Annotated in this window: 19 protein-coding genes; 8 read left to right on the top strand and 11 right to left on the bottom strand. The window is 63.4% G+C overall.

Features of this window, described 5'->3' with window-relative positions:
* Positions 1-383: 383 nt before the first annotated feature.
* Entirely contained in the window at positions 384-1,583 is a 1,200-nt protein-coding gene (locus OUZ30_RS17380; RefSeq protein ID WP_266183701.1) for a murein hydrolase activator EnvC family protein, read from the top strand.
* Positions 1,584-1,716: 133 nt separating this feature from the next.
* The gene (locus tag OUZ30_RS17375; protein WP_266183700.1) at positions 1,717-3,075 is read left to right on the top strand and encodes a S41 family peptidase; all 1,359 of its coding nucleotides are present in this window, start codon (positions 1,717-1,719) and stop codon (positions 3,073-3,075) included.
* Between the two features lie 58 nt (positions 3,076-3,133).
* Here OUZ30_RS17375 and OUZ30_RS17370 read toward each other — a convergent pair whose 3' ends face one another.
* The 5 genes from OUZ30_RS17370 to OUZ30_RS17350 all read right to left on the bottom strand — a co-directional run bounded on the left by OUZ30_RS17370 (position 3,134) and on the right by OUZ30_RS17350 (position 5,747).
* Complete coding sequence (locus tag OUZ30_RS17370) at positions 3,134-3,616, bottom strand: cupin domain-containing protein (protein ID WP_266183699.1); 483 nt, start codon at positions 3,614-3,616, stop codon at positions 3,134-3,136.
* On the bottom strand, positions 3,613-4,377 hold the full coding sequence (gene tatC / locus OUZ30_RS17365) for a twin-arginine translocase subunit TatC (RefSeq protein WP_266183698.1): 765 nt from the start codon (positions 4,375-4,377) through the stop codon (positions 3,613-3,615). The genes OUZ30_RS17370 and tatC overlap by 4 nt, the downstream gene beginning before the upstream one ends.
* Positions 4,364-4,735, bottom strand: coding sequence for a Sec-independent protein translocase protein TatB (gene tatB, locus OUZ30_RS17360; protein WP_266183697.1), 372 nt, complete (start codon positions 4,733-4,735; stop codon positions 4,364-4,366). Before tatB ends, tatC begins: the two co-directional genes overlap by 14 nt.
* A 16-nt stretch (positions 4,736-4,751) precedes the next feature.
* Positions 4,752-4,991, bottom strand: a complete 240-nt coding sequence (tatA, locus tag OUZ30_RS17355; RefSeq protein WP_266183696.1) for a twin-arginine translocase TatA/TatE family subunit — start codon at positions 4,989-4,991, stop codon at positions 4,752-4,754.
* Between the two features lie 66 nt (positions 4,992-5,057).
* Positions 5,058-5,747 carry a lipid-binding SYLF domain-containing protein gene (locus tag OUZ30_RS17350; RefSeq protein ID WP_266183695.1) on the bottom strand — a complete coding sequence of 230 codons (690 nt, stop codon included), beginning with the start codon at positions 5,745-5,747 and terminating at the stop codon, positions 5,058-5,060.
* 106 nt (positions 5,748-5,853) lie between these two features.
* On the opposite strand from OUZ30_RS17350, the gene hemH reads away from it, so the two are divergent.
* Positions 5,854-6,951 carry a ferrochelatase gene (gene hemH / locus OUZ30_RS17345; protein ID WP_266183901.1) on the top strand — a complete coding sequence of 366 codons (1,098 nt, stop codon included), beginning with the start codon at positions 5,854-5,856 and terminating at the stop codon, positions 6,949-6,951.
* 6 nt (positions 6,952-6,957) lie between these two features.
* Complete coding sequence (locus tag OUZ30_RS17340) at positions 6,958-7,836, top strand: alpha/beta fold hydrolase (RefSeq protein ID WP_266183694.1); 879 nt, start codon at positions 6,958-6,960, stop codon at positions 7,834-7,836.
* 5 nt (positions 7,837-7,841) lie between these two features.
* On the opposite strand, the gene OUZ30_RS17335 is transcribed toward OUZ30_RS17340, so the two are convergent.
* From OUZ30_RS17335 to OUZ30_RS17310, 6 genes are all read right to left on the bottom strand, one after another.
* Entirely contained in the window at positions 7,842-9,548 is a 1,707-nt protein-coding gene (locus OUZ30_RS17335) for a dipeptidyl-peptidase 3 family protein (RefSeq protein ID WP_266183693.1), read from the bottom strand.
* Between the two features lie 206 nt (positions 9,549-9,754).
* On the bottom strand, positions 9,755-10,960 hold the full coding sequence (locus tag OUZ30_RS17330) for an ABC transporter permease (RefSeq protein ID WP_266183692.1): 1,206 nt from the start codon (positions 10,958-10,960) through the stop codon (positions 9,755-9,757).
* Entirely contained in the window at positions 10,957-11,691 is a 735-nt protein-coding gene (locus OUZ30_RS17325; RefSeq protein WP_266183691.1) for an ABC transporter ATP-binding protein, read from the bottom strand. The genes OUZ30_RS17330 and OUZ30_RS17325 overlap by 4 nt, the downstream gene beginning before the upstream one ends.
* Positions 11,688-13,259, bottom strand: coding sequence for an alpha/beta hydrolase (locus tag OUZ30_RS17320; RefSeq protein WP_266183690.1), 1,572 nt, complete (start codon positions 13,257-13,259; stop codon positions 11,688-11,690). Before OUZ30_RS17320 ends, OUZ30_RS17325 begins: the two co-directional genes overlap by 4 nt.
* A 56-nt stretch (positions 13,260-13,315) precedes the next feature.
* Entirely contained in the window at positions 13,316-13,510 is a 195-nt protein-coding gene (locus tag OUZ30_RS17315) for a helix-turn-helix transcriptional regulator (protein WP_266183689.1), read from the bottom strand.
* A 34-nt stretch (positions 13,511-13,544) separates the two neighbouring features.
* Positions 13,545-14,144 carry a hypothetical protein gene (locus OUZ30_RS17310; RefSeq protein ID WP_266183688.1) on the bottom strand — a complete coding sequence of 200 codons (600 nt, stop codon included), beginning with the start codon at positions 14,142-14,144 and terminating at the stop codon, positions 13,545-13,547.
* Between the two features lie 437 nt (positions 14,145-14,581).
* Here OUZ30_RS17310 and OUZ30_RS17305 point away from each other — a divergent pair, with 437 nt between their 5' ends.
* The 4 genes from OUZ30_RS17305 to OUZ30_RS17290 all read left to right on the top strand — a co-directional run bounded on the left by OUZ30_RS17305 (position 14,582) and on the right by OUZ30_RS17290 (position 19,826).
* Positions 14,582-15,145, top strand: a complete 564-nt coding sequence (locus OUZ30_RS17305; protein WP_266183687.1) for a fimbrial protein — start codon at positions 14,582-14,584, stop codon at positions 15,143-15,145.
* Positions 15,146-15,229: 84 nt separating this feature from the next.
* Complete coding sequence (locus OUZ30_RS17300; RefSeq protein ID WP_266183686.1) at positions 15,230-15,967, top strand: fimbrial biogenesis chaperone; 738 nt, start codon at positions 15,230-15,232, stop codon at positions 15,965-15,967.
* A complete protein-coding gene (locus OUZ30_RS17295; RefSeq protein ID WP_266183685.1) occupies positions 15,964-18,732 on the top strand; it encodes a fimbria/pilus outer membrane usher protein in 2,769 nt (922 codons plus the stop codon). Before OUZ30_RS17300 ends, OUZ30_RS17295 begins: the two co-directional genes overlap by 4 nt.
* The gene (locus OUZ30_RS17290; RefSeq protein WP_266183684.1) at positions 18,729-19,826 is read left to right on the top strand and encodes a fimbrial protein; all 1,098 of its coding nucleotides are present in this window, start codon (positions 18,729-18,731) and stop codon (positions 19,824-19,826) included. The genes OUZ30_RS17295 and OUZ30_RS17290 overlap by 4 nt, the downstream gene beginning before the upstream one ends.
* Positions 19,827-19,833 lie beyond the last annotated feature (7 nt).

Below are 19,833 nucleotides of genomic sequence, written 5' to 3'. Positions count from 1 at the left end.
CCGCTGCCACGTGTACAAGTGTGGACTCGACTAAAGCACAAATGCTGCGTCGCGTCAAAGCAATCTATACGTCCAAATGAAAGTTTCATTCGCAAGTGTTTTTGTACGTGATAACAAAACCACGCCGTCATACTCGAGGCTTATTCAAAGCATCTCGCTGAGCGCTTGAGCAGGACGCTTGGAGCCTCTTCAAGATGCCAAGAAATGCTCGACTTAAATCGCCATCCCAGAGAGCGCAGGGATGACGACTTAGGCGAAGTGACGTTTCGGGCCGCTCCAAGCCTTCTTGTGGAGCATTTGAATAAGCTCTTACAGCCGCCCCCAGTCGATACTCCGGCGTCACCGGCTCGCATGCGGTCATGGAGCTCGGTGATAATCGCCCGATGCCCAAGCCTCCTGATCGTGCCCGTCCCTTCGCCCGCGCCATCACCGGCGCGCTCGTGCTCTCCTTCATCGCCATGCCTTCCTGGGCGGCCCAGGACGTCAAGACCAAGGCCGAACAAGCCGAGGCCGAGAAGAAGTTGTCGGATGTGCGCAGCAAGATGGAGGCACTGGCCAAGGACCAGGCCGAAACGGCCGCCAAACGCGACAGCGCCAATGCCGAACTGGCCAAGCAGGCCAATGCCGTGGCTGGCGCGGCCAAAGCCGTGCGCGAAACTGACGCCCAGCTGGCGACCAAACAGCACGACCTGGAGCAGTTGCAACAGCAGCGGGCTGAACTGAACAAGAGTCTCGAAGGCCAGCGCGCGGCCATTGCCGACCTGCTCCGCGCCACCTACGCCCTGGGCCGAGGCTCGGATCTGCGCTTGTTGATGGGTGATGATGATGTCGCACGCATCGCACAGGCCCTGGCCTACTCCAAGTACTTCCAGGAAGACCGCGTCCAGCGCGTACAAAAGCTGATGGGCGACCTGGCCAAGCTGCAGGACCTGGAAACCGAGATCACCGCCCAGCAGCAGGCTCTCCAGGCCAGTCGCGCCGAGCGCGAGACCCAGGCCAGGACGCTGGAGCAGCAACGGGCAGCCCAGGCCCAGCTGGTGGCCGACACCGATGCCCAATACAAGGACCAGGCCCAGCGCCTGGCCGCCTTGAAACAGAACGAGGCCTCGCTCAACCAACTGCTCGAAAAGCTGCAGAAGGCCATCGACGAGGCCGCCAAGGAGGCCGAGCGAGCCGCCCGCGCCAACGCCACGACTCCGGTGCCGCCAGCCGGCAAGGGGCTCGCCAACATCCGTGGCAACCTGCCCTGGCCCGCCAATGGCGTGGTGAACACGTATGGCAATGGTGTCTTGATCAAGGCGGCCGGGGGTAGCGAAGTGCATGCGGTGGCCAGCGGCCGCGTGGTCTACGCCGCGTTTCTGCGCGGCTACGGGATGCTGCTTATCGTCAGCCACGGCAGCGGCTGGATGAGCATGTATGGCAATAACGAAACCCTGCTGCGCGGCGTGGGCGACCAGGTGGAGGTCGGCCAGGTGATCGGCACGGCGACCGCACCTATCGGCGTCAACACGGGCGTGTATTTCGAGCTGCGCCAGAACAACAAGCCGGTGGACCCGCGCAGCTGGCTCGGCCGCCAGCGTTGACGCCAGCTACGCAGCGTCGCAGGCTAACCTGCGTGTCGTGATATTGAATTCCGGCGCGGTCTGGTGGTCCAAGCGCGTTGCGCTGATGGATCATCGGCGACGCCCCCTTTGGTTTTCCCCGGAGTCCCCACCCATGCGGTTTTCCACCTTGAGCCTCGCCGTCCTGCTGCTGGCGACGCCGCTGGCGCAGGCCCAGACCGCGCCTGCGCAAGTCAAGGGCGCCAAGCCATCGGCCGCCCCAGCGACCGCGTCTTCCGTGCCCGATCGCGTGGATCTGGACGATATCCGCAACTTCAGCCGCGTCTACGAAATCGTTCGACAGGCCTACGTGGAGCCGGTGGACAACAAGACCCTGATGAAGGCCGCCATCAGCGGCATGCTCACCGGTCTCGACCCGCACAGCGAGTACCTGGACAAGGAGGGCCTGAACGAGCTCAACGAGGACACCACCGGCCAGTACGGCGGCCTCGGCATCGAAGTCCTGCAGGTGGACGGCACGTTGCGCATCATTGCCCCCATCGACGACACCCCTGCTGCGCGCGCCGGCATCAAGCCCGGCGACACGATCATCAAGATCGATGGCAAGCCGGTGGAAACCGAGAACATCGACGACATGTTCAAGCAGTTGCGTGGCGACCCGGGCAGCAAGGTCACCCTGACCATCCTGCACGAGAAGAGTGACAAGCCGATCGACATGCCGCTGGTGCGCGAACGCATCTCGATCACCAGCGTGAAAGTGCGCGAACTGGAGCCCGGCTACGCCTATGTGCGCCTCAGCCAGTTCCAGGACGACACCACGCCCGACCTCGAAAAGAAGCTGGGCGAGTTCATCAAGAAGCACGGCCAGCCCAAAGGGGTCATTCTCGACCTGCGCTCCAACCCGGGCGGCCTGCTCACGGCGGCGGTCGGCGTCAGCGACGACTTCCTCAATAGCGGCACCATCGTGACCACCCGTGGCCGCCTGCAGGATTCCAACTTGAGCTTCGAGGCGCACCCGGGCGACATCCTCAATGGCGCACCGATGGTGGTACTGGTCGACAACGGCACCGCCTCAGCGGCCGAGATCGTCGCCGGCGCACTCAAGGACAACCGTCGTGCCCTGATCGTGGGCCGGCGCACGTTTGGCAAGGGCGTCGTGCAAACCGTGTTGCCGCTGGACAACGACCATGCGGTGAAGATCACCACGGCGCGTTACTACACGCCCAGCGGCACCTCGATCCAGGCCGAAGGCATCAAGCCCGATATCGCCCTGGCGGACCTGGCCGTCAACAAGGCCGACAGCGCGCCGGTGCTGGTCAGCTCAGAAGCGGATCTGCCCAACCACCTCGCCAACGAAGACAGCAAGCTGGGGCGGGACATCGATAACGACGGCAGCGCGGAAAACGCCAAGCTCGCCACGCAGGACTACGCCTTGTCGCAAGCGCTCAACGTACTGAAGGGGTTGGCGCTCAATCGCGTCGCGCCTGCGGCTACGCCGATCAGCAAGCACTGAGGCGCAGGCTTTATTCCCTCTCCCCGTGGGGCGACCCGAACGGGAGGGGCGGTCAGGCTCAGGTCGAATCAATCTCCGGCGCCAGACCGGCCAGGTGGCCGGCCAGCGGATCGTGCTCGTCCAACAGTTCGAAGCCGTCGTACTCGAACGCGGGCGCCACCAGGCAAGTCACCAAAGTGTGGCTGCCCAGAGGCCGTGCGGCCTGCCAGGAACCGGCCGGCACCACGGCCATTGGCCGCACGCCAGGTGCCAGCGGGCCCAGGCAGCAGCGCTCCAGACTCTTGTTGTCCGGATCGAAGATCAGCAGCTCCAGCGGTTCGCCTTCGACGAAATGCCAGGCTTCTTCGGCATCTACGCGGTGCCAGCTGCTGAACTCACCTGCCTCGAGCAGGTAATGGATGGCGCTCAGGGCGGAACGGCCATCCGGATGGTCCGAAGCCGATGGCTGCGGGTACACCCGGCGATAGTGTCCCCCCTCCACATGGGGCTGCAGCTGTAACGTGGCCTTCAGCTCTTCGATGCGGGCGGCGACGTCGCTCATGCTCGCTCCGTCTGACCCGGCTTCAGCAGCCAGCGCACCGCCAGCACGCCCAGTTCGTAGAGCAGGCACATCGGAATGGCCAGCATGATCATCGAGGTGATATCCGGCGGCGTGATGAAGGCGGAAATCGTAAACGCGCCCACGATCGCATAACGCCGCCCGTTGCGCAGCTGCTCAAGGTTGACGACACCGATCGCCGCCAGCACCACCACGATGACCGGTACCTGGAAGCACAGGCCGAAGGCAAAGAACATCAGCATCACGAAATCGAGGTAATGCGAGATGTCCGTCATCATCTCCACGCCCACCGGCGTCACCGCCGTGAGGAAGCGGAAGGCCGCGGGCAGCACCAGGAAATAGGCGAAGGCGCAGCCCAGGTAGAACAACAGCAGCGCGGCGGCCAGCAGCGGCCGCGCCAGGCGCTTCTCGTTGCGATACAGGCCCGGGCTGACGAAGGCCCACAGCTGGTAGAGGATCATCGGCATGCCGATAAACAGCGCCGTGTAGAACGCCAGCTTCAGCGGCGTCACGAAGCCGCCGGCCACTTCGGTGGCGATCAGGTGCGCACCTTGAGGCAGCCGCTTCACCAAGGGCTGCGCCAGCTCGGTGTACAGGCGATTGGCGAATGGGATCAACGCGACCAGCACCACCACGACCGTGATCAACGCACGCATCAAGCGGGTGCGCAGTTCGATCAGATGGGAGAACAGGCCTTGCTCCAAACCATCGGCTTCGGGACCTTGTTGCTCAGACGCCGCCATGCGGAGCTTCCTTGGGTGGCGCAGGGTCGAGCATAGGCGCGACGGTTTCGACCGGCGCCTCGCTCGTAGCCGGTGCGGGCGAAACCGCCGCGTTGCCGACCGGCTGCATCTTGCGCAGAGTAGCGTCCAACTCGGCCTGGGCTGCCGTCGCCCGGTCCGCCGCCTCGCGCGCCTGGCGACGAATTTCCTCGATCTGCAGTTCGCGCTCGACCTCGGCGCGCACGCTGTCCCAGCCGGTCCGCACGCGACGCAACAAGGCGCCAGCCGTGCGGGCGGCGCCGGGGAGTTTCTCCGGGCCGAGCACGATCAGCGCCACAAGCGCGAGCAGGATCAGCTTGCCGAAGCTGATTTCAATCATGACCCGCTAGTCCGATTTACTTCTGCTCGGTGGTGTCGTGCTGGTTCTGAGCGGCCGCAGCTGGCGGCGGGTCGGCGCGCAGGCGGTCGTCCTGCTGGGGCGGGGCCGGCTTGGAGCCGTCACCGTCGCCGCCGTCCAAGCCCTTTTTGAAGTCGCGTACGGCGCCGCCAAGGTCGCCACCGATATTGCGTAGTTTCTTGGTGCCAAAGATCAGCACGACAACGACGAGAAGAATGAGTAGATGGGTGATGCTCATGAATCTGGCCTCAAGGACGTAAAAGCGGCGGAACCAGCCGTCACGCTGCCGCGCCGCCGCTCCACATCAGCGCTGAGTGTACTCCTCCAGACGGTCCCTGAAGTCGACCACCGGCCCCGCCACGTTGCTTACGCCGCCTTCGAAGATGCGTCGTGGCGTGATGCCAGAGCCATAGATGGCCTCGTTGGCGTCGTAGTCGATACGCAAGGCCGAACCGTCCAGCGCAACGCCAGCGAACAGACCACGAGAGCGCGAGTAGGAGTAAATCTCGGCCTTGAACTGGCTATCGGTCGATGCCGTGGCCGTACGGCCGACCGGGCCCGCCGCGGCCGCCGCGTCAGCGCCAAGGGTAAATTTGCCGTTGACGATGCTGTCCACGCCACGCTGGGTGCGGAATACCAGGATCACATCGGTCGAAGACACACCGGCCTGAAAGCCCACGCTGCCGCCCGTCATGGTGATAAAGCTGGGGTTGGACCAGGTGCCGTCGGGGCTCTTCACCGAGATCAGGCCCTCGCCGCGGCGGCCGCCAAAGATGAAGCCCACCTTGAGCAGGTCGGGAATCACCGCAATGGCCTTGGCGTCCTTGAGCAGGTCCTGCGGGATCGACTTGTCCGGCGCTTCCATGATCTCCTTCAGCACGCGCACCGAATTCTGGGCGCGCTCGAGCGGCGGATCCTCCGCGTGTGCTGCCATGGCCGGCAGCAACAGGACCAAACTGGCAAGCAAAAGACGACGCAGTGGTGCTTTGATCATGGATGACTCCGAAGCTGGATTCAGGCACGGCCTGCGGCAAGCCTTCATGCGGCACCGCAAACGGCTTGTGGCAGACTCTGCGGCGATTCTCACCGCTAGCGCCACGATGCCACGTAGCCACGACTATACCGGCCCCGCCGGCGATTCCGATGACCTTCCCGTTCAGGCGGGAGTGTTGTTGGTGAATCTGGGCACACCGGAGGCCCCTACCGCGAAGGCGGTACGTCCCTATCTGGCCGAATTTCTCGGCGACCCGCGCGTGATCGATTACCCGCGCTGGCTCTGGTGGCTGATCCTGCACGGCGTGATCCTGCGCGTGCGACCGTCCCGGTCGGCCCATGCGTATCAACGCATCTGGACGCCACAAGGATCGCCGCTGCGCGTCGGCAGCGAGTCGCTCACCGCGCGCCTGCGGGAAGCACTACAACGACTGCGCCCGGCGGGCCCGATTCGCGTCGCCCTGGCGATGCGCTATGGCGAGCCGTCGGTGCAACGTCAGATCGAACAACTGCAGCGCGAGGGCGTGCGTCGCCTGCTGGTGCTGCCGCTCTATCCGCAGTACTCGGCAACCTCCACCGGTTCGGTGATCGATGCCGTGGCCAATGCGGTGAAGTCGCTACGCTGGCCGCCGGAGCTGCGCATCGTCAATGATTACCACGATGAGGCGGCGCATATTGAGGCGCTTGCCCACAGCATCGAACGCTGGTGGGCGGTGAACGGTCGCGGCGACAAGTTGCTGCTGTCGTTCCATGGCATTCCGGAGCGTTACGTACGCCTGGGCGACCCTTACGAGGAACAGTGCCAGGCCACGGCGCGCGCCCTGCGCGAGCGTTTGCGCCTGGACGAGACGCAACTGCTGGTGAGCTTCCAGTCGCGCGTGGGCCGCGAGCGCTGGTTGCAGCCGTACACCGATGCCACCGTGCGCGAGCTGGCCGGCGCGGGTATCAGGACGCTGGATGTCGCCTGCCCGGGCTTTGCCGTGGATTGCCTGGAAACCCTGGAAGAAATCGCCATGCAGAATCACGAGTTCTTCCGCCAGGCCGGCGGCAGCGAATTGCGCTATATCCCGGCACTCAACGATTCGCCCGCACAGGTCGAAAGCCTCGCCACGCTGGTGCTGCGCCATACGCAAGGCTGGGACGAATTCGCCACCGACTCCGCAGCGGACGACACGCCCCGGCAAGAGCCCTTCACCCTCAGGTAAATCCCCATGAATGCACCGGTCGAAAAGGACATCGCCCTGCCGCATTTTCGCCTACGCGCCCAAGTCTGGGGCAAGGCAGATGCACCACCGCTACTCGCCTTGCATGGCTGGCTGGATAACGCTGGCAGCTTCGCCCATCTGGCGCCCTTGCTCGCCGACCGCTGGCAAGTCATCGCGCTTGACCTGTCCGGCCACGGCCATTCGGATCATCTGCCGCCGGGCATGCACTATCACTTCCTCGACTATGTTCATGCCGTGCTCGCGGCCGTCGATGCGCTGGCGCTGACACGCTATCGACTCCTCGGCCATTCGCTCGGTGCCGGTATCGCGGCACTGGTGGCCGCGGCCGTACCCGATGGCGTCGAGCGGTTGCTGTTGATCGAAGGCATCGGTCCGGTGGGCGACAATGGGCGGCAAACCCTGCATCGATTTCGCAGCGGGTTCACGGTAACTCCCGCTTCCGCTCGAGCGTTACGACTGTTCCCCTCCATCGACCTCGCCATCGGCGCACGCACCGTCGCCAGCGGCCTGCCTCCAGAACAGGCACGCCCCATCGTGGAACGCGGACTGCGCAAGGTCGAGGGAGGCTGGCAATGGCGCAGCGACCCCCGGCTCAACCGGACATCACCGATACGCCTGGCGGAAGGACAGATTCATGCCCTGCTGCACGGCATCGAATCACCCACAGCCCTGCTGCTGGCGACGCCAGAAACCCCCTACCTGCCAGAAGCGCAGATGCAAGCGCGCGCGGATTGCGTGGAGCAGATCGCCGTCAGCCATATGGACGGCGGCCACCATCTGCATCTTGAGCATCCCGAAGCAGTCGCTGCCTGGGCCAGCGCGCATCTGGAGGACAACATCGAATCGCCCGCGCCTTCCCTGTAGGAGCGTTATTGGGGTTTGGGGAGACCCAGTACGTCCAGGCCCTGTTCGAACGTGATATCCACCGGAATCTTCGCCTTATCCAGGCGCTTCAAATCGCCGGCCAGCTGCGCGTCGACGGTGCCCATGGTGTCGGTGAGCTGCTTGGCCGCCTCGTAATCGCCATCGCCCTGGATGGTGAGCAGCTTGGCCGACAACGCATTCATGGCGGCGGTCATCTTGTCGAAGTCGACGCGATAACGGCCGCTGGCATCGTCACGCGAGAACGCGCCCCGCTGCTTGAAGAAGTTGAAACGCACCATGTTCGCCTTGGCGTGTGCGTCGCTGGCGCCGAAGCGCACCGAACGCAGGATGCCGGCGAGGAAGGTGACGTAGTTGTCCATCAACTTCGACTTGTCCAGCTCACCTTTCTCGGCCAGCTTGGTCACCATGTACAGGCCGAGGATATCGGCCTTGCCTTCCTCGAAACTGGACGCCTGGTCCTTCAACGCACCACGCACCAGGCCCTTGCCGGTCAGTGTCTCCTTGATGCCGAGACCATGCGCCACTTCATGGAACATGGTGTTCTCGAAGAAGGCGTCGAAGGTGAGATGCGCTTGCTGGTCGTCCGCAATCAGCTCTTTGGCGATCGGCAGCATGATCTTGTCGAACTTCGCCTGCATCACGTTTTCCAACTGCAGGCGGCGCGTGCCCTTCTTCAGCTGCACTTCCTCGTCGTTGGGCAGGTTGATGGCGATGGTCTTGGCGCCGACATTGGCGTCACCCGCGTAGTAGACGGCGAAATAGGCATTGAGATCGGCATCGGAGCCGGGCTTCTCGGCCTTGTACTTCTCGTCGACCGGCAACTCGCGCTGCAGCTCGGGGAGGTACTTGGCGAAGCGCGCCAGCTTGGCGCTCCAGGCCTGGTCCTTCAGCAGCACATAGCTTTCGTAGCTGGCCTTGTAGCCGTAGAGCTGGTCTTCATAGGTTTCGATGGGACCGATCACGATGTCGACCGGATTGTTCTTCATCGACATCCAGGCGAAATCGCTGGGGCGGTAGTCGTCGCTGAGCAAGGCATCCGCACGCTGCTTCAGATAGCCGGCGAATTCCTTGTCGTCGGAAAGCGCCGCAGCCTGGCGCAGCAGACCTGCGGCGCGCTCAAGATCTGCCTTGTAGGCTTCGTGATAAGGCACCGTGACGAGCTTGCCTTCGGCGTCGCGGCGCAGCACGTTGTAAAGCCCGGTCTTGTCCTTGAGATCGGCCTTCTCGAACTCGTCCTTGGTCATGTCGGCCGGATAGAACTGTGCGCCCGGCGTCCGCGCGCCGACGCCGGCCACAAAGGGCTGGTCGTTGTCGAGGCGATCCCAGGGTCCGTAGTTGATCTCGGCAAAGCGACGCGTGACGTCGTCCGGAATGCGCTGCATCAGCGCGGCCTTGTCGCCCCAGGACTGCTGCCAGTAAATGTCGTTGGTGACATCGGCCGCCTCGATCAGCAGCGCGATCATCCGCTTCTGCCGGTCGTCGAAAGCGGAGAGATCGGCGGTGAGCTTGACCGGCGCATACGCGGCCATGCGCTGCTCCGCGTTCTCCGCATCAGTCGACGGCGGCGGCGTCACGGGCGCGGTGGAAGCCGGTGCAGGCGCGGGGGATTGCGCCGCCGGCGCGTTGTCATGGGACGAATTGCAGCCGGCCAGGGCGGCAACGAGACTCAGGGCCAGGAGTTGGCGGCGCATGGGCTTTCTCGGTGAGGGGAAAGCGCCATGGTAGCGCGTGATTGGCTCCCTCTCCCCGGCGGGGAGAGGGCTGGGATGAGGGGACAATCTTGCGGTGCGTTTTCCTAGCGCGGGCTCTTGTTTAGCTCTACCGCAAGCACCCGCCCTTTACCCCCTTTTAGGGGCTCACCTCGGTCCTCTCCCCAGAGGGGAGAGGAAGAAGTGTGTCACCCCGAAATCGCCAGCCGCTCGGACTGATAGAGATGCGCCGTCACCAACACACCCACCACGGCGGCCGCCAGGCTGCCGGCCAGGCAAAGACCCAGTTGCTGCATGTCGATGCCTTCGCCGCGCAGCAACTGCATGATGCCAAGATGCTGGCCGAGCAGCGGTACGGCATACATCCAGCCCTGCGCCTTGATCGGCATGGTTGACAACAGGATGCTCGGCAGCACCGGCACGAACATCAGCAGGGACAGATACGTCTGTGCCTCGCGATAGCTCTTGGCGAATGCCGCCACCATCGATTGCAGTGCGGCCAACAGTACGATCAGCGGCAGCATCAGCACCAGCACGTGTCCACTGAAGTGCAGGCCCAGGTCCAGCTCCATGCCGAGCTTCTCGGTGGGAATGAAGCGCCCTACCACGCCAAATGCAACCAGGCTGATCAGCAGGCTCGCGATCGAGAATACGCAGATCGCGGCCAACTTGCCGGCGAGGATCTTCCAACGCGATACCGGGTTGGCGAACAAGGGCTCCAGCGACTGCCGCTCGCGTTCACCCGCCGTCAGATCGATGGCCAGGTACATGCCGCCCATGAACACGGTGAGCACGAAGAAATACGGCAGGATCGAGAACATCAAGGCCGCGCGCGCCTGTGCCGTGGCCTGGTCACGCCTGGCCGCCGCTACCGGCCACGCGGTGCTGGGCGCCAGGCCACGCGCGACGAGGCGCATCGCGCCCTGCTGGCGCGCATAACTCTCCACCAACTGGCTGACCCGCTCGACGGCGGTGTTCGCATCACGCTGCGAGGAGTCGTAGATCACATCCACCTGCACCGGCTCGCCCCTGCGCCAGGACGTGGCGAAGTCGGGCGAAATGCGCAGAACCAGATCTGCATCCTGTTTGCGCACGGCCACTTCGGGATTGCTGATGGCAGCCGTGGGCACGATGCCTCCGGCCTTCAGCGCGGCGATCAGGTTAGGCGCGTAATCGGCGCCGATCACCGGCACCGGCAACGGCTGTTCGGCCTTGTTGAACTCACGGTTGAGCGTGATGTTGAGCAGCATCACCAGCATGATCGGGCCGAGCAGGGGACCGGTCAGGAAGGCACTGATGATGGTGCGGCGATCGCGCAGGTTTTCCTTCACCTCTTTCAGAAACACGGTGACAAAGGCGCGGCTTCGCTCGATCTTCGTGGTTACGGCATTCATGCGGCGAGTCCCTCATCGCTGCCGATAATCTTCACGAAGGCATCCTCCAGATTGGCCTCACCAGTTTGTTCGCGCAGCGCGGCCGGCGATTCGTCGGCCACCACGCGGCCATGCGCAATCACCACGATGCGATCGCACAACGCCGCCACCTCCTGCATGATATGGCTGGAAAACAGCACGCAACGCCCCTCGGCCTTGAGCCGCTGCATGAATTTGCGCAGCGCTCGAGTGGCCATGACGTCGAGGCCGTTGGTAGGCTCGTCGAGAATCACGTTGCGCGGGTCGTGGATCAAGGCGCGCGCAATGGCGGTCTTCACGCGCTGACCCTGCGAGAATCCCTCGGTGCGGCGGTCAGCGATGTCTTCCATCTCCAGCGCGCGGATCAGGGCGTCGCGCCGACTCGCCAACAGCGCATCCGGCAGGCCATGCAGCCTGGCGAAGTAGTCGATGTTTTCGCGCGCGCTGAGGCGCTTGTACAGGCCGCGCGCATCGGGCAGGACGCCCAGTTCGCGGCGCACGGCGAGCGCGTCGGTAGCGGCATCGATGCCATCGACGATCACCTGGCCGCGATCGGGCTTCATCAAGGTGTAGAGCATGCGCAGCGTGGTGGTCTTGCCGGCGCCGTTGGGTCCGAGCAGTCCAGTGATCTCGCCGTCGCGCGCGGTGAAGCTGACGCCATCCACCGCTTTCACCGCGCCGAATGCCTTGTGCAGATCCCTTACTTCGATCATGGCGCAGCTCCGTTGAAATCGATGAACATCGGCGTGGCGCGCAGTCGATCGAGGCATTTCACATCGAGCGCCTGCGGCTGCAGGCCCTCGATGAAGTGCTTGACGATTTGCGGTGCGCAGCCGGCATTGATCACGTTGTGACCCTGCCCTTTGAGTACGAGATGACGCGATTGCGGCAGGTTGCTGGCCACCGCATCGCCATAGCGCGGCGGCGTGACCGGGTCGTATTCGCCCGAAAACAGCAGCACGGGTTTGTCGATCTTCAGCGGCTGGTGGAAATCGTCGGGGCGCGCGCCCCTGGGCCAGACCGAGCACACCGCCTGCAGCGTTTCGACCATGCGCGTACCGAGTATGGTGTGCGCATCCTGCGGTCGCATCGTCAACAGATCGGCATCCTCGCTGCAGATGACCGACGACTGCATGCCGCCGTTCATGGTGTCCGACAGGTCACCGCTCAACAACTTCGCCTGGCCCAACAACGGTCCGACATCACCATGCGCAGCGGCGTCGATCGACAAGGGCAGCAGGGCTGCCGTGAGCGGTGAGTAGGCAAACATGCGCACCACGCTGGCCAGCGAATACTCACTCAGCACGCGCTGTACGCTCTGGTAAGTCTGCGGGTCACGGAAGCTCACCTTGTGCGGGTTGGCACGCAGCGCATCACGCAGCTGATATAGCGTCTGGTACGGATCACCAAAACGTTTGTGGCAGGCCGCGTCCGCGGTGCAGTGCGCAAACTGCGCCTTCAACGCGTCATCCAGATTCGGCGCAAAGTCCTGGCCGAGGATCAGCTCGTTGGGCACCACGCCGTCGAGCACCAGGCTGCGAACGGCATCGGGATGGCGCATGGCGTATTGCTGCGCCATGCGCGTGCCGTAGGAGACACCGACCAGGTCGAAGCTGGGCGCACCGAGCGCCCGGCGCACTTCTTCCAGGTCTTGCACGGCGATCGTGGTGGTGTAGAAGCGCGGATCGGCCTTGCCTTCGAGTTGCTTGAGGCACTGGGCGGTTTCCGCGCGCAGCCGGTCCGGATGGAATTCGAGGTCATCCTGATCGTCGCCGTTATCGCCCTCGGCCTTGCAGGTAAGGGGGTTGGAGCCACCGGTGCCGCGCTGGTCGAGCAGGAGCACGTGACGATGGGCGGTCAACGGCTGCAGCGCCGTGGCCACACCGGGCCACGACTCAGTCGCCGCCTGGCCGGGGCCACCCGCCAGCATCACCAGCATGTCCTTGCTGGCCACCTGGGCACTGCTGCGGATGATGGCCAGCCTGAGCTTGATCCTGCGGCTATGCGGATCGTCGCGATTCTCGGGCACTTCGAAAGGTGCGCACCAGGCGGCCGTGGAGAGCCCGCTATTGGGTTGGCCCAGTTCGCAAGGCGTCAGGGTAAGCGAGCCGAGCTGCCAGGCCTGCGGCTTGACCGGCGCGGCCCGCTTGGCCGCAGCGGTGACTGGCGCGGCATCAACCGGCTCCGTGACGGTGCGCTTGTGCAGTTGATTCCATCCCAGCGCCGCAAGGCCGACGGCCACCGCCGCGAGCCGTAAAGCCGTTCGTCCATTGATTGCCATAACTTACTTAGCCCTCGTTCCGCATGGCTCGCACTCGCCCGTACCCTGGTTGTCGCTCAAGGCTCAGGCTCGAAGATGGATTCGATAGAGAAATTGAACAGCCGCGCGATCTTGAAAGCCAATGGCAGGCTGGGGTCGTACTTGCCCGTCTCGATCGCATTGACTGTCTGCCGTGATACGTCCAATCGCTCGGCAAGGTCAGCTTGTGACCAACCGCGCTCCGTACGAAGCTCACGAACACGGTTGTTCATAAGGCGGGAGCTGACCCGTGATGCACCGCATGATTCATGAGCGTTCCGCCGCGCGCTTGCGCAACACACCCTTCACCATGCCGCCCAGCAGAAGGCCGCTACCCACGCCCGTGAGCAAGCCCACCCTGAAATCGTCCCAGCCATGCCGCCAGCCATAAGCGGCGGCTACCGCCACGATGGCGCCCAACAACATCAGGCGCAGCGCGCTCGCCACCCGCTCGCCACCATCGCAACCGGTGTCGAGACCATAAGCGCGCCCCACATACCAGCGCGAGGCGCCGTAGCAGATCATCATCAGCGGAAACACCCAGATCAGCACCGAGCCATCCAGGGGCACCAGGTGCGCGATGCACAGGAACCCCCCTAGCAGGCTGAGCGCCGCCGTGACACCGGTGGAGACGCCCAGGGCGATCAGATGCGTGCGCTGCTCCAGTTCGTCGCTGTCACGGATGCGCTGGGCCAGCAGCATCAGCACATAGAACATCGGCACCAACGGCGCCAACGCCAACGAGATTTTCAGTGGCAGGCCGGTGACTGTCCGCACGGATGGCCAGACCAGCAACATGAAGCCCGTATAGAACGCCATCGCGGCCAGCATCCGTTGCTGGTATCGCCGGTAGTTGAGACGTGGCATCCAACCTCCCCAAGATCATGTCAAGCACCCTTGACATTAGATTGAGACACATCAGGGAGGCATGTCAAGCAAACTTTACATTTCTGGCAATTTTATCGGCAGCGGGCACCTGAACTTAAGGCCACAGGCAACAAGAAATGTCGAAAAATGTGACACAATTTGCACATTCCGTTGACCTCGGGCCTGATGTGACCCGGATCGACATAAGAATCGTCCGACCGCCCAAAGCAACCAGCCGCGTAAAAAACCCGTTGTGAAGCCGTGAGGGCGACTTCCTGCAGGTTGGCACGGCCATTGCTTTTGTGACGGTGAGCGATCTGGGGGCGAGCCAAAGGGGCACGAAACCAGGGGCCGTACAGCGCAATCGGGGGCGCCCGCCTGTTTGTCCGGAAGCGCGAAAACTTGATCTAACCAACTACACGCTTAAAGGAATCCGCATGAACAAGCTCCTTCTCTCTGCTGCAATGGTTGCCGTATTCGGCGTCACCGCGCTGGCTCCGCAGTCGGCTTCGGCAGTTGACGGCACCATCACGATCAATGGCAAGGTTGTGGCCCAGACCTGCACGGTCGATGGCAACGCCTACGGCACCCAGGACAACGTCACCGTTACTCTGCCGCTGGTGCTCGCCCCCGTGTTGGCTACGGCTGGCGCCACTGCCGGCAAGACCGGTTTCAACCTGGTTGTCGCCAATTGCGACTCCAGCCTGTCGACGGTGCAGACGTACTTCTCCGGCGGCAATATCGATGCAGCAACCGGTAACCTGAACAACCCAGCCGGCGGCGCCACCAACGTGCAAGTGCAGCTGCTGAACAGCAGCTCGACCGTCATGCCGCTGAACGGCGCCAATGCCACCGCGCAGCAGTCGCCCGTGGTGACCCTCACGACCAGCGGCACCACCAAGGGTGCCACGCTTAGCTACTTCGCCCAGTACATCTCCAAGGGCGCCGCTACAGCTGGCGCGGTGAACCCCACCGTTCAGTTCACGATGATCTACCTGTAAAGCGACGCCCGTGCGGCGACGGGACGCTCCCGTCGCCGCAGCTCCAGGCGCATTTCACCAACGCCTTAAGTACAGGACACCCTGATGAAAAGCCTTATCTGCGCCGCTCGCGCGGGTCTGCTTGCCCTATGCCTGTGTGCCGCCAGCGCACACGCGAGCGTCGTTGTCGGTGGGACCCGGATTGTGTTCCCCGCCAAGGACGGCGAGGTCACTGTGCGTCTGACCAATCAGGGCAGCCATCCTGCATTGATCGAAGCATGGATTGATGACGGCAATCTCCAGTCGACTCCCGACAAGGTCGATGTGCCCTTCCTGATCACTCCGCCGCTCTTCCGCATGGAGGCAAACAAGGACCAGAGCCTGCGGATTATCGGGACGCCCTCTCAGCTTCCGAGCGACCGCGAGTCGCTGTTCTGGCTGAACGTGCTGGAAATTCCGCCCAAGCCCAGCAATGCCGAGGGCAAGAACACGCTTCAGTTCGCGATCCGTTCGCGACTGAAGTTTTTCTATCGTCCGGCCAATCTGCCGGGCGATCCGCTGAAAGCACCCGAGCAAGTGACCTGGAAAGCCGTCGCCGAAGGTCACGGCTATGCCGTGGAAGTGCGCAACCCGACGCCTTACTACATCACTTTCTCGAAAGTGTCGCTGACTGTCGGCGACAAGTCGTATGCCGCCGAACCCGGCATGGTCGACCCGCAAGGCTCCGTCCGCCTGGCAGTGAAAGAACTGAGTCAGGCGCCGGCCGCCGGCACTGTCATTGCCTACGACATCATCAATGACTTCGGCGCCACCATGAGCTTCAAAGGAGCCGTCGCGCAGTGAACGACGTCTGCGCCATCGGCCCGACGACGCCCGTGCGCAAGCATTTGGGGTGCCGTCCTTTGCTGCTTTGCGTCGGCATTGCCGCGGCGCTGAGTGGCTGGGTTGATGTTGCGCATGCGGCGGCAGCGGTTGCCAGCCCTGACGCCAGCGCCAGTGGCGCAGAAGCAAGCTTCGACCGCAACCTGCTGTCGGGCGCTGGTCAGAACACGGTTGACCTGTCGCGCTTCGAGCGTGGCAACCCAGTATTGCCTGGCGACTACAGTGCGGACTTGTATCTCAATAATTCGCCGACGGGTCGCGCCAGCGTACGCTTTGCCGCGCCCACGCCGCAGTCGGGCGCAACGCCCTGTGTGGACCGCAAGCTGCTCGATCAGCTGAATCTGCATCCGGCAAACCTGTCGCCCGACCTGGTGGCGCAGATGCTGGATCCGCATGCCTGCGTCGGCATTGGCAGTGTGATTCCCGATGCCAGCATGAGTTTCGACATGACCACTCTGCGACTGGATACGAGCGTCCCGCAGGCGTACCTCGGCCAGGCGGCACGTGGCTATGTCAGTCCGGAGTACTGGGACGCCGGCGTTCCGGCCGCGCTGCTGAACTACAACTTCAACAGCTACCGTACCAGCAGCCACGGTTTCGACCAGACAAGTGCCTTCCTTGGCCTGAATTTCGGCCTGAATATTGGCCTGTGGCATCTGCGCCAGGACTCCACCGCCGTCTGGCAGTCTGCCAACGCGGGCTCACCGTCGCGTCGCCAGTGGCAAAACATCAACACCTATGTGCAGCGCGACCTGCCATCGCTGCGCGCCATGTTGACCTTGGGTGATTCCTATACCGATGGCCAGGTGTTTGACAGCTATGGCGTGCGAGGTGTCCAGCTGAGCACCGACGATCGCATGCTGCCCGATTCGCTGCGCGGCTACGCACCCATGGTACGGGGCGTTGCAAATACCAATGCCAAGGTCACTGTGCGCCAGAACGGCGTGATCATCTATCAGACCACGGTGGCGCCGGGCCCCTTTACGATCAACGATCTCTACCCGACCGGCTACGGCGGCAACCTGGATGTCACCGTCACCGAGGCCGATGGTCGCACGCGCACGTTCTCCGTACCGTATGCATCGGTGGCACAGCTGCTGCGCCCGGGCATTACGCGCTTCGATGTGGCCGTTGGCGAGCTCCGCTATGCCTCGCTAGAACACAAGCCAACGGTTGCGCAGGGCACGCTGCAGCACGGATTCAGCAACTTACTGACGGGCTATGCCGGGCTCCAGGCCGCGGAAGGTTATGCCGCCGCCCTTGTCGGTAGTGCCATCAATACACGCTACGGTGCACTCGCACTGGATCTCACCCAGTCGCATGCCAGCATTCCGGGCTACTCGACACACTCAGGCCAGAGCCTGCGGGTGACCTACAGCAAGATCCTTCCGGACACCAACACTTCGCTATCGGTCGCCGCCTATCGCTATTCGACCGGTGGCTTCCTGAGCCTGACCGATGCCGCGCTGGCTCGCGATTACGCGCGCCGCGGCATGGACGCCTTCACCCAGGTGGTGCCGGCGATCGTGCCAACCATCGACGGGGTGCCGACGCAAAACTTGCTCAGCCCGGCGCAGCAGGCTGCGCTTTCTGGCAGCACTTACAATCCCATCGTCGAGGCCACTGGCCTGCAGCGCCAGCGCAATCGCTTCACTCTTACGCTGAGCCAACGTCTTGGTGAGCAGGGCGGATCGATCTACGTCAATACCACGGCGAATGACTACTGGAATCGTTCAGGCACCGACACCCAGTTCCAGGTGGGCTACAGCAACTCGTTTCATCGCCTTAGCTTTAATGTCTCGGCCACACGCACGCGAGACCCGCTGGGACGCTATGACAATGAGTACTTTGCCAGCTTCAGCCTGCCGCTTGGCAATAGCGTTCACTCTCCCACGCTCTCGTTCAACGCCACGCACGAGAGTGCGGGCACACAGGAACAGGCTGTGGTCAGCGGTTCCGCGGGCGCCGACAACCAATTCAATTACGGCGTGACCGCGTCCCACAGCGATATCAGCAACACGGGCAACGCCGGTTCGGTGAATGGCGCTTACCGGAGCCCTTATGCCGTGATCGCCGCGAGCTACGGTAGCGGGAGCGGCTATTCACAGGCATCGCTGAGCGCCAGTGGCGCCGTGGTGGCGCATCCTGGTGGCGTCACCTTCGGTCAGCCGATGGGCGATACCGTCGGCATCATTTATGTCCCAGGTGCGGGCGGTGCACGGCTCGGCAATGCCGCTGGCGCTCGCATCGATCGCTTCGGCTATGCGCTCGTGCCATATCTGACGCCCTACAACCTCAACACCGTCACCATTGACCCCAAGGGGTTGCCGCTGGACGTGCAGCTCGACGCCACCAGCGCTCAAGTAGCCCCCCACGCCGGTGCGGTGGTCATGCTCAAATTCAAGACCGAGAATGGCCGCGCGCTCATAGCGCGCGTGCAGTTGCAAAACAGCCAGCCCTTGCCGTTTGGCGCTGAAGTATCCAACGGAAAAGGCATCGTCCTGGGCGTCGCTGGCCAGGCGGGCAAGATCCTGCTGCGCGGTGTCGACCAGAGCGGCTTGCTGGTCGCTCATTGGCAGGATGACAGCGGACAGGCACAGTCCTGCTCGTTCTCCTACGCCCTCCCGGCGAAGAGCAAGGGACAGCCGGCCACAACATACGAAGAGGTCAAGGTGACCTGCGAGCGCCCCCAGGCACTCGCCCAGATCACGAGGAGTGGTTCATGATGTTTCGGTCTTCCCGCACGCGCTGTTTTGCGCCACTCCTGAGCCTGTTGTTGGTAATGGGCGGCGCGCTTGGCTGGGCGCCGCTGGCGGCCGCCGCTGCCAACTGCACTGCAGGGCCTGCAACCATCACCATGCCAGATGTGATCCTGCCATCGACCACGCCGACGGTGGGATCGGAGATCGCCACCTCCGCTCCCGTGACCATTGTCTTTACCTGCTCCGGCCTGCCTATCAGCAACTCGGCAGCCGACCACATAGCGACAATCCAGGCGGGCCAGACTCTCGCGCCACTGGACGCCACGAACGTCACCACCGGCCCGGGCATCACGTTCAAAACCAACATCACGGGCCTCGCCTTGAATGTGACGGCCAGCCCCGTGCAGGCTACCAGCCAGAGCGGCAATGTTAACGACGGTCCGAACAAGTTCGCGGGTTATCCGGTCGGATCCGTCACTGCGCCATCCAACGCCGCCCTGGGAAGCTATAGCGGCACGGTAAGCGCCACGTTTGTGGGCCACCTGATGGTGACAGGCCCGATCACGGTTGGGTCAGGCCAGTTGACAGGAATCACGCTGATCCCGTTTTGGTGGTACATCTCGGGCGGTTCGGCGAACTCCAGCAGTACGCAGATGACAGCGGTAAATCTGTACCTTGGCGCCAGCTCGGTCCGTACCGGCTCGTGCAGCGTAAGCACCGCCTCGCAGAACCTCACGGTAACCCTGCCCAACATCAATGCCGCTGTCCTCAACGGCACCGGCGCCACCGGTGGCAAGACCGCGTTCAATATCAACCTGACCTGCAAGTCCTCGAGCAAGGACGTACTCATTACCATGACGGCGAGTAATCCGGCCGCCACCAAGGGCGTCGTGCTGCCGACCAGCGGCGCCGGCAATGCAGGCAATGTTGGCGTGCAGATTCTTAACGGCAGTAGCGCTGCGGTAGACGTCACCGGAGCCACCAGCCAGACGATCGCGACATCCACCAGCAACGGCACACTTTCAGTGCCCTATTACGCCCAGTACTACCAGACGGGCTCGCCCGTCACGGCGGGAGGGGTAACCGCAACAGTCACCTTCGTGATGAGTTACCAGTAAGCCTCAG

It is taken from the genome of Dyella humicola (assembly GCF_026283945.1).
GTDB classification, from domain to species: domain Bacteria; phylum Pseudomonadota; class Gammaproteobacteria; order Xanthomonadales; family Rhodanobacteraceae; genus Dyella; species Dyella humicola.
The sequence above is the reverse complement of the archived record's forward strand: the minus strand, read 5'-3'. Positions and strand labels throughout refer to the sequence as shown.

What these genes read in the sequence shown, in the direction of transcription:
- OUZ30_RS17380 (WP_266183701.1), top strand. Translation starts at nt 384, where the DNA reads ATGCCCAAGCCTCCTGATCGTGCCCGTCCCTTCGCCCGCGCCATCACC.
- OUZ30_RS17375 (WP_266183700.1), top strand. Translation starts at nt 1,717, where the DNA reads ATGCGGTTTTCCACCTTGAGCCTCGCCGTCCTGCTGCTGGCGACGCCG.
- OUZ30_RS17370 (WP_266183699.1), bottom strand. Translation starts at nt 3,616, where the DNA reads ATGAGCGACGTCGCCGCCCGCATCGAAGAGCTGAAGGCCACGTTACAG.
- tatC (WP_266183698.1), bottom strand. Translation starts at nt 4,377, where the DNA reads ATGGCGGCGTCTGAGCAACAAGGTCCCGAAGCCGATGGTTTGGAGCAA.
- tatB (WP_266183697.1), bottom strand. Translation starts at nt 4,735, where the DNA reads ATGATTGAAATCAGCTTCGGCAAGCTGATCCTGCTCGCGCTTGTGGCG.
- tatA (WP_266183696.1), bottom strand. Translation starts at nt 4,991, where the DNA reads ATGAGCATCACCCATCTACTCATTCTTCTCGTCGTTGTCGTGCTGATC.
- OUZ30_RS17350 (WP_266183695.1), bottom strand. Translation starts at nt 5,747, where the DNA reads ATGATCAAAGCACCACTGCGTCGTCTTTTGCTTGCCAGTTTGGTCCTG.
- hemH (WP_266183901.1), top strand. Translation starts at nt 5,854, where the DNA reads ATGCCACGTAGCCACGACTATACCGGCCCCGCCGGCGATTCCGATGAC.
- OUZ30_RS17340 (WP_266183694.1), top strand. Translation starts at nt 6,958, where the DNA reads ATGAATGCACCGGTCGAAAAGGACATCGCCCTGCCGCATTTTCGCCTA.
- OUZ30_RS17335 (WP_266183693.1), bottom strand. Translation starts at nt 9,548, where the DNA reads ATGCGCCGCCAACTCCTGGCCCTGAGTCTCGTTGCCGCCCTGGCCGGC.
- OUZ30_RS17330 (WP_266183692.1), bottom strand. Translation starts at nt 10,960, where the DNA reads ATGAATGCCGTAACCACGAAGATCGAGCGAAGCCGCGCCTTTGTCACC.
- OUZ30_RS17325 (WP_266183691.1), bottom strand. Translation starts at nt 11,691, where the DNA reads ATGATCGAAGTAAGGGATCTGCACAAGGCATTCGGCGCGGTGAAAGCG.
- OUZ30_RS17320 (WP_266183690.1), bottom strand. Translation starts at nt 13,259, where the DNA reads ATGGCAATCAATGGACGAACGGCTTTACGGCTCGCGGCGGTGGCCGTC.
- OUZ30_RS17315 (WP_266183689.1), bottom strand. Translation starts at nt 13,510, where the DNA reads ATGAACAACCGTGTTCGTGAGCTTCGTACGGAGCGCGGTTGGTCACAA.
- OUZ30_RS17310 (WP_266183688.1), bottom strand. Translation starts at nt 14,144, where the DNA reads ATGCCACGTCTCAACTACCGGCGATACCAGCAACGGATGCTGGCCGCG.
- OUZ30_RS17305 (WP_266183687.1), top strand. Translation starts at nt 14,582, where the DNA reads ATGAACAAGCTCCTTCTCTCTGCTGCAATGGTTGCCGTATTCGGCGTC.
- OUZ30_RS17300 (WP_266183686.1), top strand. Translation starts at nt 15,230, where the DNA reads ATGAAAAGCCTTATCTGCGCCGCTCGCGCGGGTCTGCTTGCCCTATGC.
- OUZ30_RS17290 (WP_266183684.1), top strand. Translation starts at nt 18,729, where the DNA reads ATGATGTTTCGGTCTTCCCGCACGCGCTGTTTTGCGCCACTCCTGAGC.